We start from the raw sequence: 14618 nt of genomic DNA, 5'->3' as shown, positions 1-14618 counted from the left end.
CGTGAACCCGGTCGACTACATCGCCGCCACACTCCGTGCCATCTTGGAGGGCCACCCGCAAAGCGGCATCGAGGACCTGATGCCCTGGCGCTTCAATCAGCCGTCAAGCCTCGCCGCATAGGGCAGCGACGTCGCGCTTACGGTGTCCCAGAGCCATTCCGCGGATGGGACACTTCCCCTCTAACACGCAGCAAAATAACGCATAAACAGGGTGGATGGTAGGCCCGGAGGGACTCGAACCCCCAACCAAGGCGTTATGAGCGCCCTGCTCTGACCATTGAGCTACAGGCCCGCCGGGGCCGACAATGCGGCGCGGGTGGGGGTTGGATAGCAGACCCGCCGGAAGCGTCAAGCGAAAGCCCCCGGTGGCGGGCAGGCACCTGCGCGGGAAAACCCGGGCAATCGCCGCGGCGGGCGTTGTGAGGGCGCGCGCAATCGGCTATCGGAAGGCCGGGTGCCGATCTTCGGGGGGCGATGATGACGAAACGCGGTTTGACCTATGCCGATGCGGGGGTCGATATCGATGCGGGCAACGCTCTGGTCGAGCGGATCAAGCCTGCCGCCAGGCGCACGCTGCGCGCGGGCACGATGGGTGGCCTTGGCGGTTTTGGCGCGCTCTTCGATCTGCGGGCCGCAGGCTATACCGACCCGATTCTGGTGGCGGCAACCGATGGCGTGGGCACCAAGCTCCGGATCGCCATCGATACCGGCAAGGTCGGCACGATCGGCATCGACCTTGTTGCCATGTGCGTGAACGACCTCGTCTGTCAGGGCGCGGAACCGCTGTTCTTTCTCGACTATTTCGCCACCGGAAAGCTGGATGTGGCGCAGGCGGGCGCGATCATCGAGGGCATCGCGGCGGGCTGCGCGGAAAGCGGCTGCGCGCTGGTGGGCGGCGAAACCGCGGAAATGCCGGGGATGTATCATGGCGGCGATTTCGACCTTGCCGGTTTTGCCGTGGGCGCGATGGAACGCGGCGGCGATCTGCCAAAGTCGGTGCAGGCGGGCGACGTGCTCTTGGGCCTCGCCGCGTCGGGGGTGCATTCGAACGGCTTCAGCTTCGTGCGCAAGGTAGTGGCGCTTTCCGGCCTCGGCTGGGGCGATGCTGCGCCGTTCGGTTCCGGCACCCTGGGCGAGGCGCTTCTGGTGCCGACCCGGCTTTATGTGCGCCCCGCCCTCGCTGCAATCCGCGCCGGCGGTGTGCATGGCCTTGCCCATATCACCGGCGGCGGGCTGACCGAGAACCCGCCACGGGTGCTGCCCGAGGGGCTGGGTGTCGAGATCGACCTTGGCGCATGGACTTTGCCGCCGGTGTTCCGCTGGCTGGCCGAAACCGCAGCAATGACCGAGCCGGAATTGCTGAAAACCTTCAACTGCGGCATCGGCATGATCGCGGTTGTGGCGAAGGCGCGTGCCGCAGCGATCCGCGCGGTGCTGGAAGCCGAGGGCCAGACGGTGGTGGAACTTGGCCGCGTGGTTCCGGGGCAGGGGGTTGCCTATCGGGGCCAGCTCTTGTGAAGCGGGTCGCAATACTCATCTCGGGCGGTGGGTCGAACATGCTCAAACTGGTCGAGAGCATGGCGGGCGATCACCCGGCGCGGCCGGTGCTGGTGGTGGCAAACGATCCGGCAGCTGCCGGGCTGGCGCGGGCGGCGGCGCTGGGGGTAGCCACCGCGGCGGTGGACCATCGCCGCTTCAAGGGCGACCGTGCCGCGTTCGAGGCGGAACTGCTGCGCCCGATCCTCGCCATGGCCCCCGACATAATCTGCCTTGCGGGCTTCATGCGGGTGCTGACGCCGGAATTCGTGGCGCGGTTCCGTGGCCGGATGCTGAACATCCACCCTTCGCTTCTGCCCAAATACCCCGGCCTGCACACCCATGCCCGGGCGCTGGCCGCTGGCGACAGCGAGGCGGGCTGCACCGTGCACGAGGTGACCCCAGAACTCGACGCAGGGCCGATTCTGGGGCAGGCGCTGGTGCCGGTGTTGCCAGGCGATACCGCCGAGGCGCTCGCCGCAAGGGTGCTGGTGGCCGAGCACCGGCTTTACCCGGCGGTGTTGCGCCGCTTTGCCGCGGGCGAGCGTGGCGTGCTCAGGCTCTAGGCACCATCATCAGCGCCAGGGCCGAGATAGCGGCCAGCGCCAGCGCCGCGAACATCGCCATTTCCGCGCGCCAGAGCGTCAGCGCGAAGGCCAGCGCCACCGGGGCCAGCGCACCGCTGGTCATCCGGAAAATCGCGATCATCCCCAGCCGCGCGGCAAAGCCGTCGGGTCCGAAAAGCGCCAGCACCGCCGCGCCACGCACCAGCGAGCTCAGCCCCTGCGCCAGCCCGAACACGGCGGCAAAAAGCGCCACCGTCAACGGCCCGCTGCCGCCGAGCAACAAGAGCGCCAGTGCCGCGACAAGCATGAGCGAGGAGATCATCGCGGTGCCCAAGGGGTGCAGGCGCTGGCCAAACAGCATTTCCAGCAGCCGAACCCCCACCTGCGCCGGCCCCATCAGCGCCCCGGCGGCCACGGCGGCACCGCTTGCCACCCCGAGCGCGCCAAGCGCGGTCACCCATTGCGCGGTCAGCGCGGCGAACACGAAGCCCACGGTGCTGAGCGACAGCGTCAGCCAGCCAAGCGCGCGCGCTTGGCTTGCGGCGGGCAGCGGCGTCCAGACCCGTGCCGGCAGGCGCGCGGCGGGCATCGCCTCGGGGTCCGGGCTGGCGCGCAGCCGCAGATGCAGCGGCAGGCACAAGAGCAGATGCACAAGCGCGTAACAGCCAAGTGTCGCGCGCCAGCCAATCGCCCCCGCCATCGCCTCGGTCAAAGGCCAGAACAGGGTTGAGGCAAAGCCGCCGAACAGGGTCATCTGGGTAATCGCGCGCCGCGCCCGGGCGCTGCCAAGCCCCTGCGCCAACGCCGCGAAGGCCGCGTCATAAAGCACCAGCGCCGAGGCGAGTTGCGTGGCCACAAGGGCCGCGATCAGGGTTGCCGGGCCAACCGCCAGCGCCATCGCGCCAAGCGCCACCGCCGCGGCGACCGAGCCTGCCGCCATCACCCGCCGCGCCCCGAGCCTGTCGATCCGCCGCCCCACCGGCAGCGCCACCAGCCCGCCCGCCAGCAATGCCGCCGAAAAGCCGCCGAAAAGCAGCCCCTGCGACATGCCAAGATCGCGTGATATGGCGGGCACCAACACGCCAAAGGCATAATAAAGCGTGCCATAGCCGACGATCTGCGTCACCCCAAGCGCCACCACCGGGCCGGGTAGCAGGAAACGGGCAAGGGCAGGGCGCATCGGGCTGGCTTTCGGGGCATTTTGCCCAGCCATAGCGTCTCTCGCAGGCGGCGGCGAGGGGCGAAGGCAGGGCAGGTGCCAATTTGCCCGTCCGGCAGGCGGTGGCGGGGTTTTCAAACGCGGGGCAACCGCATAAAGGAAGAAAATGCGGGATGCCCCCGCGCCTTCGAAAGCTTCCAATGCCCTGCATTACCACAACCGACGCGCTGGCCCGATTTTGCGATGCGGCGAAAACCGCGCCCTATGTCACCGTTGATACCGAGTTTCTGCGCGAACGCACCTACTGGTCAAAGCTCTGCCTGGTGCAGATGGCGCTGCCCGGCAAGGACGGCCCGGCGGTGATGGTCGATCCCCTGGCCGAGGGCCTCTCGCTAGAGCCGCTCTATGACCTCTTTCGCCACGAGGCCACGGTCAAGGTGTTCCACGCCGCGCGCCAGGATCTGGAGATCTTCTTTGTCGAAGCGGGGGTATTTCCGAAACCGCTGTTCGACACCCAGATTGCCGCCATGGTCTGCGGTTTTGGCGAACAGGTCGGCTACGAGACGCTGGTCAAGAAGATCGCGCGGCAAAGCCTCGACAAGACCTCGCGCTTCACCGACTGGACGCGCCGCCCGCTGAGCGAGGCACAACTGACCTATGCGCAGGCAGATGTCACCCATCTGCGCCAGATCTACGAATTTCTGGCGGCCGAGTTGAAAAAGACCGGGCGCGAAGCCTGGGTGGAAGAGGAGGAGGCGATCCTGCTCAACCCGGAAACCTACATCACCCGCCCGCATGAAGCCTGGAGCCGGGTGAAGACCCGCACCACCTCGGGGCGTTTCATGGCGATCGTGCGCGAACTGGCGCAATTCCGCGAAGCCCATGCCCAGGCGCGCAACATTCCCCGCAGCCGGGTGTTCAAGGACGATGTGCTGCTGGAACTGGCGTCAACACGGCCCACCAACCTTGAAGAGCTTGGTGCCTCGCGGCTTTTGCTGCGCGAGGCGCGGCGCGGCGAGATCGCCGAGGGGATTCTGGCGGCGGTCAAGGCGGGGCTGGAGACCAGGCCCGAAGATTTTCCCAAGCTCGAAGACGGGCGCGAACAGGTGCAGGTGTCAACCGCGCTGGCCGACCTGCTGCGGGTGCTGCTGAAGGCCAAGTCCGAGGCCGCCGGGGTCGCTCCGAAGCTGATCGCCACCTCGGCCGATCTCGATGCCATTGCTGCGGGCAGGCTTGACGGCGCGGTGATGCAGGGCTGGCGGCGCGAAGTCTTTGGCGAAGATGCGCTGCGCCTTGCGCGCGGCGAAATCGCGCTTTCGGCGCGCGGCAATTCGGTGCGGGTGGTGTCGGTCTGAAGACGCGCTGATTTCCGCCGCGCCGCGCTCAGCGGTTGACGCTGCGCGAATTGCCAGCCCCGGTGACGACGATCCGGCGCACGTCCTGCAACGCGATGTTGGAAAGGAACGCGCCTGCGGTAACCTCGCGCGATTCCGCCGTCAGCACCCGGGACGCAACCGCGGTGCCCGGCACCGGCTCGCCCACAAGAAAGCGGTAGGTTACCGTGCCGCCGACCGGCAGGCCGTGGTTTTCCGCCACCAGCTCCGCATCCCACCAGCCCTGCGTCGGCGGCAGACCCGCCGCCGAAACGATCGCACCTTCCGGGGTGCGGCGAATTTCAAGTCGGGTGACCTGATCGACCAGCACCCTGCGGTCGCTGGCCGAGGTTCCATAGCCGCCCACGGGCACCAGCGTGATCGCTTCGGCCTGGCGCGACTTGCCGAACCAGTTGAATGGATTGATCCGGCTGTCGCGAATGCCGCTGCACCCGGCAAGTACCAGCGAAAGCGTCAGAACGGCGACGAGTGGCGATTTCATCTGGTCCCCCGGCATCAGTCGGCGCGCCGCGCGCGGCCCCTGCCTTTGGGTAGCCGAAACCGCGCCGTTTGAAAAGGCCGCTACTGGACCTTGGCGTGGGCCGGGGCTAGGTCGGGATGAAGCCAACGGAGAAAGCCATGGCCAGCGCCGCATTCGAGGAAATCGCCGAGACCTTCGACTTTCTGGAAGACTGGGAAGACCGCTACCGCCACCTGATCGAGCTTGGCCGCGCGATGCCGCCGCTTGACCCGGCGCTGCGCGTGCCCGCGATCAAGGTGGAAGGCTGCGCCAGCCAGGTCTGGTTCCTGCCGCGCATTACCGGCCACGGCCCCGAAGCCCGCTTCGATTTTCAGGGCGAAAGCGACGCGCTGATCGTCAGCGGCCTGATCGCGCTTTTGCACGCGCTTTACGCGGGCCTGAGCCTGGCCGAGGTCGGTCGCGTCGATGCGGCGGCCGAACTGGCGCGGCTGGGGCTTGAAGGGCACCTTTCCGGCCAGCGCTCGAACGGGCTGCGCGCCATGGTGGCACGCATTCGCGCCCTCGCCGCCGAGGCGGCGGCGGGCTGAGCGTTGACCCCTTCGGTGCCGCCGCTCAGGCCTGCGCCGCGACCACGATGATCTCGACCCGGTAGCCGGGGGCGGCAAGCCGTGATTCGCCGGTGGCGCGCGCCGGGCAGTTGCCCGCAGGCACCCAAGTATCCCAGACCGCATTCATCGCGGCGAAATCGGCAATATCGGCCAGCCAGATCTGGGCGCTCAGGATCCGGGTCTTGTCAGACCCCGCCGCCGCCAGCAACCTGTCGATATTGGCCAGTATCGTGCGCATCTGGTCGGTGACGCCATCGCCGGGGGTGCCGACCTGCCCGGCAAGGTAGATGGTGCCATTATGGATGACCGCTTCGCTCATCCGCTTGCCGCATTCGATCCGGGTGATGGTGGACATGGGGAAACTCCGCTTGTTTCCCCGCTGATAGCGAAACCCGTGCCGAAGGGCCAGTGCTTGCGATCAGGGTTGCGCGGCGAGAGCTGGAGCGGGTGAAGGGAATCGAACCCTCGTCGTAAGCTTGGGAAGCTTCTGCTCTGCCATTGAGCTACACCCGCGACGGGCCTGAGGTATGCCAGCCTGCGCGGCGCGTCAAGCCGGTCACGCTTCGGGGGTGGTGAAAAAGACCCTGGCGCGCGCCATTGCCTCGGCGTCGGCCAGCACCTCGCCGGGGGCGTCGCCAACCCCGTGCAGCGCGCCGCCAAAGCGCAGGCCCATCCAGCGCGCGCTGCGGCGCATCGCGTCTTCAAGCGGCGCTTGCGACCCCTGCGCCGGGTCGGCGCGCACCGTGACCAGCCAAAGCCGCTTGCCCCGCATCCGGCCCGCGAACTCCATGCCCGGCACCTCGAGCCACCCCGACCAATGGTCGAGCATCTCGTGCCCCGGCCCGGCAAGCCCGTACCAATAGACCGGCGAGACGATCACCAGCTCATCGGCCGCCAGAGTGGCTGCGGCAAGCTCGGCCAGCCGCCCCTTTGGTGCAACATGGCCACCTCGCGCGCGCAAATCGGCAAAGCGCGGCAGCGGCGGCGTGGCAAGGTCGAACCAGTGTGCCTGCGCGCCTGCGGGCAGATGCGCGGCGGCGGCCCGCGCGAGGGCCAACGTGTTGCCATCGGGCCGGGTCGAGCAGGGCAGGAAAAGCCAGCGGGTCATCGGCGCTCCGGGGTTTTGCGGCTTTTGCCACAGGCGGCGGGCACGGGCAACGGGGGGCCTTCTGCCCCCCGCACCCCCCGAGGGTATTTGGGCATTGAAGACGCAGGCCGCGATTTACCGGCTTCTTCTTCGTGAAAATACCCCGGGGGTCCGCGGGCGGTGCCCCCGGCCGCGCGCGATCGGGTTCAACGGCGGCGGCGGCGGTTGGGGTCGGCGCTGGCGGCGTTGAACGAGGGGTTGGGCAGGGTGACGATCTTTGCCAGTTCCGGGAACGGTGCCGTGGCATGCGGAATCGCGTTGGCGGCAACGAAATGTTCCTGAAAGCGCGGCTCGATCGCGGTTTCGACCTTGATGATGCGCTTCACCTGCGCCTCGATTGCGCGCCTTGCCGCCACCGAGCAAAGTGCCATCCGCGCGCCGGTGCCTGCGGCATTGCCCGCCGAGGTGATGTGGTCAAGCGGCGCATCCGGGATCATCCCCAGCACCAGCGCATGTCTGGGGCTGATATGCGCGCCAAAGGCCCCGGCCAGCACCACCCGGTCCACCCTGTCCACGCCGATCTCGTCCATCAACAGCCGCGCGCCGGCGTAAAGCGCGGATTTGGCAAGCTGAATCGCGCGGATATCGCCTTGCGTCACGAAAATGCGCGGGCCACCGGTCGCGCTGCCATCATGCACAAGGTAGGCATGGGTGCGCCCGGTGGGTTTGCAGCGGCGGCTGCCGGTCTGCTCGGCGCTGCCGATCAGCCCCGAGGCATCCACGAGCCCCGTCATGCGCATTTCCGCAACCGCCTCGATGATCCCCGAGCCGCAGATGCCGGTTATGCCGCTGGCAGCGGTCGCCTCGGCAAAGCCCGGCTCGCTAGACCACAGATCGCAGCCGATCACCTTGAAACGCGGGTCCTTGCTGACGGGATCAATCTCCAGCCGCTCGATCGCGCCGGGGGCGGCGCGCTGGCCGGAGGAGATCTGCGCGCCTTCAAAGGCCGGGCCGGTAGGCGAGGAACAGGCGAGCACGCGGCTGGAATTGCCCAGCAGGATCTCGGCATTGGTGCCGACATCGACAATGAGCGACAGCGCGTCGCGCGCCTCGGGAGCCTCGGCAAGCGCCACCGCCGCGCAGTCTGCCCCGACATGTCCGGCGATCAGCGGCAAGATATAGACCCGGGCGGCAGCGGCGATGGTGCCAAGCCCAAGCTGCGCGGCGGCAAGGTTCTGCGCCTCCGACGAGGCGAGCGCGAAGGGGGCCTGCCCGAGTTCCACCGGGTCGATGCCCAAGAGCAGATGCTGCATCACCGGGTTGCCGACAATCACCGCCTCGACGATGTCGGTGGCGTGCAGGCCCGCCTCGGCGGCAAGGGTTTCGGCCAGCGCCGCGAGCGCCTCGCGCACCGCCACGGTCATTTCGGCGGCCCCGCCGGGGTTCATCATCGCGTAGCTCACGCGGCTCATCAGGTCTTCGCCAAAGCGGATCTGCGGGTTCATCAGCCCCGAAGAGGCCAGCACCCGGCCATCGTCAAGCGCCACCAGATGCCCGGCGATGGTGGTCGAACCAAGGTCTATCGCCAGCCCGAAAAGCGGCGCATCGCGGTAGCCGGGCCAGAGGCCGAGCAGCCGCACCGGCCCGGTTCCATCGCGGTGCACGGCGGCGGTGACCTTCCATGCGCCCTTGCGCAGCACCGGCTGAACTTCACGCAACACTTCAATGTCGGCATGCAAACCACTGATTTGCCATTGGCTTGCCAGAGCTTCCGCAAGCCGCTGGAAATCGCCCGAGGGTTCGTGCATGTCGGGTTCGGCAACCTCGAGGTAGTAAAGCCGGGTCGCCGGATCCATCGCCATCACCCGCTCGGTGGCGGATTTGCGGATCACCTGCCGGTGCAACTGGCTTTCCGGCGGCACGTCGATCACCACGTCGCCCAGTATCTGCGCCTGGCAGCCGAGGCGGCGGCCGGGGGCAAGCCCGCGCAGCCTCTCGTAGCGCTCTTCAACGGCATTCGCGGGCGCGAGCGCGCCGGGGGTGGAGGTCAGGCCGTGCTTAGCAAATTCGCCGAACGCCGGGGTGATCTGGCATTTCGAGCAGATGCCGCGCCCGCCGCAGACCGAATCGAGATCGACGCCGAGCGCGCGGGCGGCGGCAAGCACGGTGGTGCCAAGCTCTACCCGGCCGCGCCTGCCCGAGGGCGTGAAGATCACCTGCGCGGTTCCGGCCATCGTGTTTTCCCCTTTCGGCGCTTGCCCTCTTTGTAGGGCGCGCGCCGCGCCGCGCAAGCGCCACGCGCGACGTCTCAGCCGCGCTTCGCGTCAGTGCGCCCGAGCCAGCCCAGCACCGCCGCGCGGTCGCCATCCAGCAGCGGTGCCGCGCTGCGGGTCTTGTGCTCGGGAAGTTCGGTCATCTTGATCGGGTTGCCCGCGCATTGAAAGGCGGGGCGACCGGGGGCAGGCTCGATATCGACCAGCATGTTGCGCGACAAAAGCTGCGGGTCGGCCAGCGCCTCGGCCACATTCTGGATCGGCCCGGTGGGCACCCCCGCATCCTCCAGCACCTTGATCCAGTGCGCCCGCGATTTCTCGATGGTGATCGCCTCGATCAGCCGCTTCAGAAGCCGTGCATTGTCGCAGCGCGCCGGGTTGGTAGCAAAGCGCGGGTCTTCGTAAAGCGGCCCTAGGCGCAGCGCGGTGCAAAGCTTCATGAACAGCGAATCATTGCCCGCGGCGATCACGAACAGCCCGTCTTCGGCATGAAAGGTTTCAAACGGCGTGATCGTCGGGTGCCGCGCGCCAGAGCGGCCCGGCGGGGTGCCGGTAGCGGTGGTGATGGCAACCGCATGTTCCAGAATCGCGATCTGCGAATCGAGCATGGCAATGTCGATCTTTTGCCCGCGTCCGGTCTTGTCGCGCGCGATCAGCGCCGCCATTACCCCCTGCGTGAGGTAGAGCCCGGCGACAATGTCGCCAATGCTTGCCCCCACCCGCACCGGCTCACGGTCGCGCTCGCCGGTGATGCTCATCACCCCGCCGCGCGCCTGCACCACCATGTCATAGGCAGGCCTTCCCGCTTCGGGCCCGGTGTGGCCAAAGCCCGAAACCGCGCCATAGATCAGCCGCGGGTGGCGCGCATGCAGCGCCTCCCAGCCATAGCCGAGCTTTTCCATCACCCCGGGGCGAAAATTCTCCAGCACGACATCAGCGCGTTCCAGCAGCGCATCGAAGATGCTGCGGTCGCCGGGTGCCGAAAGATCGAGCGCGATCGACTGCTTGCCGTGGTTGAGGCCGGCGAAATAGGCGCTGAACCCGTCGATGAAGGGCGGGAAGGCGCGGGTATCATCGCCCGCGCCGGGCCGTTCGACCTTGATGACCTTGGCCCCAAGCTCCAGCAACTGGGTCGAACAAAAGGGCCCTGCAAGCACATGCGTGAGGTCGATCACCGTGATGCCGGAAAGCGGAAGGGTCATGTCTTTCTCCGTTATTCGCCGCGCTTCTGGCGCGAAATGGCTGGCGGCGCATCAGCGCCTTCCCCCCCGGCTTCGGCCCCCCCTCCTCAAAGGACCCCGCCCTACCTTCGGGCGCGCGCGATAAAGGCGAGGCGCTCGAACAGCGCCACGTCCTGCTCGTTCTTCAAGAGCGCCCCATGCAGGCGCGGCAACATGCTCGCCGGATCGCGCGCGAGGTCCTCGGGCGCGAGGTCTTCGGCCATGAGCAGCTTCAACCAGTCAAGCACCTCCGAGGTGGAGGGTTTCTTCTTCAGCCCCGGCGTTTCGCGCAGTTCATAAAATTGCGTCAGCGCGGTGGTCAGCAGCGCTTGCTTGATGCCGGGAAAATGCACCGCGACGATCGTACGCAAGGTGTCGGGGTCGGGAAACCGGATGTAGTGGAAAAAGCAGCGGCGCAGGAAGGCGTCGGGCAATTCCTTTTCGTTGTTCGAAGTGATGATGACCACCGGGCGGTGCGCCGCGCGCACCGTTTCGCCGGTCTCGTAAACGTGAAACTCCATCCGGTCGAGTTCCTGCAAAAGGTCATTGGGGAACTCGATATCGGCCTTGTCGATCTCGTCGATCAGCAGCACCACCCTTCCGGGTGCCTCGAAGGCCTGCCAGAGCTTGCCCTTGCGGATGTAGTTGGCCACATCGGAAACCCGCGCATCGCCAAGCTGGCTGTCGCGCAACCGGCTTACCGCGTCATATTCATAAAGCCCCTGCGCCGCCTTGGTGGTCGATTTTATGTGCCACTCGATCAGCGGCAGGCCAAGGCTTGCCGCCACCTCGCGCGCCAGCTCGGTCTTGCCGGTGCCGGGCTCGCCCTTGACCAGCAGCGGCCGTTGCAGCGTTACCGCGGCATTGACAGCCATGCTCAGGTCCGGCGGCGCGATGTAACTAGCGGTCGAGCCGAATTTCATGCGCGTTCACGCCTTTGCGAGTTTTCTGCGGCTGCGAGATTACCCCGGCAGCGCCGGGCAGGCAAGCTGTCCGCAGCGTCAAACGGGGGCGTGACATCGCCCCGCGCATCGGGTATTGGAGCGCCCAGCAGGAGGGGTGGATGACAAAGCCTGACAGCATTGTACAGCCTGGTGCGCGGGAGGCGCTGGCAATGAAGCCTGAATCGTTTTTGCCAGAAGATTACCATCCGGTCGAAAGCGAGCCATTCATGGGCCCGCGCCAGCTCGAATATTTCCGCCGCAAATTGCTGGCGTGGAAATCCGAGTTGATCGAGCAATCGGCGGGAACGCTTGAGGGGCTGGCAGAATCGGCGCGCAACGTGCCCGATCTTGCCGACCGGGCCAGCGAAGAAACCGACCGCGCGCTGGAGCTGCGCACCCGCGACCGCCAGCGCAAGCTGGTGGCCAAGATCGACGCAGCGCTGCGCCGCATCGACAACGGCGAATACGGTTACTGCGAGCTGACCGGCGAGCCGATCAGTCTGAAGCGGCTTGACGCGCGCCCGATTGCCACATTGACGCTTGAGGCGCAGGAGCGCCACGAACGCCGCGAGCGGGTCCACCGCGACGACTGACCCCGGCGCGGCCGGGGTGCCCGGTGGCGCTGATCCAGGAGAGCGGCCGATGCTGGTCGGGCGTAAGGTGACGGTGCTGGGGGCGGGGATTGCCGGGCTTGCGGCGGCGCGTGCGCTGGCGCTGCACGGTGCCAGGGTAACGGTTTACGAACAATCCGATGCGATTCGCGAAGTTGGCGCGGGGTTGCAGATTTCGCCCAACGGCATGCGTGTGCTGCGCGCCCTCGGCCTGGCCGAGGGGCTTGCGGCGCTGGCCCCGCGCGGCGAGGCGGTGGAACTGATCGACGGGCCAAGTGGCGCCCGGGTCGCGCGGATGTCGCTGGCGCGCGGCGAATACCGCTTTGTGCACCGCGGTGCGCTGATCGCGCTCTTGGCCGAGGGCGCGCGGGCGGCGGGGGTGCAGTTCCGCTTCCTGCAGGAAATCGACCGGGTGCTGCTGGGCGCGCATCCGCCGCGCTTTGTCACCGCGCAGGGGGCCGAGATCGAGGCCGAGGTGCTGATCGGTGCCGACGGCTTGCATTCGCGGCTGCGCGCGGCGCTGAACGGCGCGGCGATGCCGTTCTTTACCCATCAGGTGGCCTGGCGCGCGGTGATCGCCGCCGCGCCGGACGCCGCCCCGGTAGCGCAGGTGTTCATGGGGCAGGGGCGGCATCTGGTCTCCTATCCGCTCGGCCGGGGCCTGCGCAACATCGTGGCGGTGGAAGAACGTCGGCGCTGGGTCGAGGAAAGCTGGAACCTGCGCGACGATCCGATGACCTTGCGCGCCGCGTTCCGGGAATTCTGCCCGAAGGTGCGCGGCTGGCTTGCCTCGGTCGAGGAGCCGATGCTCTGGGGCCTGTTCCGCCACCCGGTGGCGGTGCGCTGGCACGGCCATGACGCGGCGATCATGGGCGACGCCGCGCACCCGACGCTGCCGTTTCTGGCGCAGGGCGCGGTGATGGCGCTGGAAGATGCCTGGGTGCTGGCCGATCGGCTGGCGCGGCACGAGACCACCGGGGCCGCCTTCGCCGCCTACAAGGCCGCCCGCGCGCCGCGTTGTGCGCGCCTTGTCGAGGCGGCCAACGCCAATGCCCGCAATTACCACCTCTCCGGTCTGCGCCGGACCATCGCGCACGCCGTGCTGCGCGCGGCTTCTGCCCTTGCCCCCGACGCATTGCTGAACCGCTTCGACTGGGTGCACGGGCATGATGCGACCGAGGGGGCGGGCGGCTGACCGCGCGCCACCTGCGGGCGTGGCTGCCGCTCCGCGGAGGGGGTATTTTTGCATTGAAGAAGCGGTGCTGCGGCCCGGCTCAGGCGTCAAGCTCGACCCAGACCGGCACATGATCCGAGGGTTTGGCGCGGCCGCGCTGGTCCTTGTCGATGCCGACGCCGGTCAGCAGGTCGGCGGCCTGCGGCGACAGCAGGAGATGGTCGATCAGGATGCCGTCGTTCTTTTCCCAGGCCCAGCGCTGAAAATCCCAGTAGCTGTAAAGCCCTGGCTCGGGGTGGCGGGCGCGCAGCCCGTTGGTCAGGCCAAGGTTGAGCAGGCGGCGGAAGGCGGCGCGGGTTTCGGGCAGGGCGAGCGCATCTTCGCGCCAGGCCTCGGGGCGGGCGGCATCGGCATCCTGCTCGATCACGTTCCAGTCGCCGCCGAGCACGAACGGCTCCTCGGCGGTCAGCAGTTGCGCCGCGCGGGCGCGGGCGCGGGCCAGCCAGGCAAGCTTGAAATCATATTTCGGCCCCGGTGCCGGGTTGCCATTCGGCGCGTAAAGTGCGGCCACCCGCACCGCCCGAAGCCCGATCACCGTCGCCTCGATCCAGCGCGCCTGGTCGTCGGCTTCGTCCCCCGGCAAGCCGCGCGTGACATCCTCCAGCGGCAGCCGCGAGAGAATCGCCACCCCGTTGAAGCCCTTTTGCCCATGCGTTTCAACGCGGTAGCCGATGTCTTCAAAGGCCTCGCGCGGAAAGCCCTCGTCCACGGTCTTGATCTCCTGCAGCAGCGCCACCTCGGGCGTGGTTTCCCCCAGCCAGCGGGTTACCGCCTCCAGCCGGGCCTTGATGCCGTTGATGTTGAAGGTCGCAATCCGCATCGGGTTCCTCCGGTTTTCAGCCAGCTTAGGCCGGGAATGGCACGAAGGAAATCACCCAATGCGCCCGAAGCTTGCCGCCCGCCGCGCCGCCGCCTATCGTGGCGACATTGGCAAGGGGGCGGCATGGGCAACCATCTCTAATACGGCGACAACCTGAAGGTGCTGCGCGACAGCATCGCCAGCGAGAGCGTCGATCTGATCTACCTCGACCCGCCGTTCAACTCGAACGCCAGCTACAATGTGCTCTTCAAGGGGCCGCAGGGCACCGATAGCGCCGCGCAGATTGAGGCGTTTGACGATACATGGCACTGGAACGATAGCGCCGAAGAGGCGTTTGGCGAGGTGATGCGCGGGGGCAATGCGGCCGCCAGCACCATGCTGCGGGCGATGCGCAGCTTTCTGGGCGATAACGACATGATGGCCTACCTCGCCATGATGGCGGTGCGGCTGGTGGAACTGCACCGGGTGCTGAAACCGACGGGGTCGCTGTATTTGAACTGCAAACCGATGACGCAAAATTTGGAGATCCTTGATGAGTAGAGTTATATTCTTGCCAGATGGTGGTTTTAAGGAACGTCTGATTAACGGCTTCGGCTTCGCCGAGATGGCCGTCTGAGCGTCGCTGGGGCACCTTTTTCGGGCAAATGGCATCGATTTTGCGGTTTCGGAGCCGCATCCGCGGCGGCGCGCCCGCTTTCGGGCAGAC

At 67.5% G+C, this 14618-nt stretch carries 16 protein-coding genes and 2 tRNA genes; 8 read left to right on the top strand and 10 right to left on the bottom strand.

Annotated features, from left to right (window positions below):
• Nucleotide 1 precedes the first annotated feature (1 nt).
• Nucleotides 2-121: a transposase domain-containing protein gene (locus tag Q8J98_RS02945; protein ID WP_370868049.1), complete on the top strand. Its 120-nt coding sequence runs from the start codon at nucleotides 2-4 to the stop codon at nucleotides 119-121.
• A 95-nt stretch (nucleotides 122-216) separates the two neighbouring features.
• On the opposite strand, the gene Q8J98_RS02940 is transcribed toward Q8J98_RS02945, so the two are convergent.
• Nucleotides 217-292: transfer RNA gene (locus Q8J98_RS02940), tRNA-Ile, on the bottom strand.
• A 185-nt stretch (nucleotides 293-477) separates the two neighbouring features.
• On the opposite strand from Q8J98_RS02940, the gene purM reads away from it, so the two are divergent.
• Together purM and purN are read left to right on the top strand one after the other, a co-directional pair.
• Nucleotides 478-1518, top strand: coding sequence for a phosphoribosylformylglycinamidine cyclo-ligase (gene purM, locus Q8J98_RS02935; RefSeq protein ID WP_305293073.1), 1041 nt, complete (start codon nucleotides 478-480; stop codon nucleotides 1516-1518).
• Nucleotides 1515-2102: a phosphoribosylglycinamide formyltransferase gene (gene purN / locus Q8J98_RS02930; protein ID WP_305293072.1), complete on the top strand. Its 588-nt coding sequence runs from the start codon at nucleotides 1515-1517 to the stop codon at nucleotides 2100-2102. The genes purM and purN overlap by 4 nt, the downstream gene beginning before the upstream one ends.
• Here purN and Q8J98_RS02925 read toward each other — a convergent pair.
• Nucleotides 2092-3315 carry an MFS transporter gene (locus Q8J98_RS02925; protein WP_305293071.1) on the bottom strand — a complete coding sequence of 408 codons (1224 nt, stop codon included), beginning with the start codon at nucleotides 3313-3315 and terminating at the stop codon, nucleotides 2092-2094. The genes purN and Q8J98_RS02925 overlap by 11 nt on opposite strands.
• Before the next feature lie 146 nt (nucleotides 3316-3461).
• Here Q8J98_RS02925 and rnd point away from each other — a divergent pair, with 146 nt between their 5' ends.
• Nucleotides 3462-4616, top strand: a complete 1155-nt coding sequence (rnd, locus tag Q8J98_RS02920) for a ribonuclease D (protein WP_305293070.1) — start codon at nucleotides 3462-3464, stop codon at nucleotides 4614-4616.
• A 28-nt stretch (nucleotides 4617-4644) separates the two neighbouring features.
• Here rnd and Q8J98_RS02915 read toward each other — a convergent pair whose 3' ends face one another.
• The gene (locus Q8J98_RS02915) at nucleotides 4645-5136 is read right to left on the bottom strand and encodes a hypothetical protein (RefSeq protein ID WP_305293069.1); all 492 of its coding nucleotides are present in this window, start codon (nucleotides 5134-5136) and stop codon (nucleotides 4645-4647) included.
• Between the two features lie 137 nt (nucleotides 5137-5273).
• Between Q8J98_RS02915 and Q8J98_RS02910 the strand changes: the two genes are divergently transcribed.
• Nucleotides 5274-5702 carry a SufE family protein gene (locus Q8J98_RS02910; RefSeq protein ID WP_305293068.1) on the top strand — a complete coding sequence of 143 codons (429 nt, stop codon included), beginning with the start codon at nucleotides 5274-5276 and terminating at the stop codon, nucleotides 5700-5702.
• A 25-nt stretch (nucleotides 5703-5727) separates the two neighbouring features.
• On the opposite strand, the gene Q8J98_RS02905 is transcribed toward Q8J98_RS02910, so the two are convergent.
• The 6 genes from Q8J98_RS02905 to Q8J98_RS02880 form a co-directional block, all read right to left on the bottom strand.
• Nucleotides 5728-6078, bottom strand: coding sequence for a RidA family protein (locus Q8J98_RS02905; RefSeq protein WP_305293067.1), 351 nt, complete (start codon nucleotides 6076-6078; stop codon nucleotides 5728-5730).
• An 84-nt stretch (nucleotides 6079-6162) separates the two neighbouring features.
• Nucleotides 6163-6236 (bottom strand) — tRNA-Gly (locus Q8J98_RS02900).
• A 43-nt stretch (nucleotides 6237-6279) separates the two neighbouring features.
• Nucleotides 6280-6831, bottom strand: coding sequence for an NAD(P)H-dependent oxidoreductase (locus Q8J98_RS02895; RefSeq protein ID WP_305293066.1), 552 nt, complete (start codon nucleotides 6829-6831; stop codon nucleotides 6280-6282).
• Between the two features lie 185 nt (nucleotides 6832-7016).
• Nucleotides 7017-9044 (bottom strand): ASKHA domain-containing protein, encoded by a 2028-nt coding sequence (locus tag Q8J98_RS02890; RefSeq protein WP_305293065.1) that lies wholly within the window; start codon nucleotides 9042-9044, stop codon nucleotides 7017-7019.
• Between the two features lie 74 nt (nucleotides 9045-9118).
• The gene (locus Q8J98_RS02885; protein ID WP_305185409.1) at nucleotides 9119-10285 is read right to left on the bottom strand and encodes a CaiB/BaiF CoA-transferase family protein; all 1167 of its coding nucleotides are present in this window, start codon (nucleotides 10283-10285) and stop codon (nucleotides 9119-9121) included.
• Between the two features lie 101 nt (nucleotides 10286-10386).
• Nucleotides 10387-11226, bottom strand: coding sequence for a MoxR family ATPase (locus tag Q8J98_RS02880; protein ID WP_305293064.1), 840 nt, complete (start codon nucleotides 11224-11226; stop codon nucleotides 10387-10389).
• Nucleotides 11227-11417: 191 nt separating this feature from the next.
• Here Q8J98_RS02880 and dksA point away from each other — a divergent pair, with 191 nt between their 5' ends.
• Complete coding sequence (dksA, locus tag Q8J98_RS02875; protein WP_305185428.1) at nucleotides 11418-11840, top strand: RNA polymerase-binding protein DksA; 423 nt, start codon at nucleotides 11418-11420, stop codon at nucleotides 11838-11840.
• Nucleotides 11841-11889: 49 nt separating this feature from the next.
• Nucleotides 11890-13053 (top strand): FAD-dependent monooxygenase, encoded by a 1164-nt coding sequence (locus Q8J98_RS02870; RefSeq protein WP_305293063.1) that lies wholly within the window; start codon nucleotides 11890-11892, stop codon nucleotides 13051-13053.
• A 79-nt stretch (nucleotides 13054-13132) separates the two neighbouring features.
• Here the strand turns inward: Q8J98_RS02870 and xth are convergent, their stop codons facing one another.
• Nucleotides 13133-13912 carry an exodeoxyribonuclease III gene (gene xth / locus Q8J98_RS02865; RefSeq protein ID WP_305293062.1) on the bottom strand — a complete coding sequence of 260 codons (780 nt, stop codon included), beginning with the start codon at nucleotides 13910-13912 and terminating at the stop codon, nucleotides 13133-13135.
• Between the two features lie 159 nt (nucleotides 13913-14071).
• On the opposite strand from xth, the gene Q8J98_RS02860 reads away from it, so the two are divergent.
• Nucleotides 14072-14452 (top strand): DNA methyltransferase, encoded by a 381-nt coding sequence (locus Q8J98_RS02860; RefSeq protein ID WP_305293061.1) that lies wholly within the window; start codon nucleotides 14072-14074, stop codon nucleotides 14450-14452.
• Nucleotides 14453-14618: the final 166 nt, after the last annotated feature.

Source organism: Phaeovulum sp. (genome assembly GCF_030684035.1).
Taxonomy (GTDB): Bacteria; Pseudomonadota; Alphaproteobacteria; order Rhodobacterales; family Rhodobacteraceae; genus UBA6213.
Note: the sequence above shows the minus strand (reverse complement) of the source record. Positions and strands in the feature narration are given on the sequence as shown.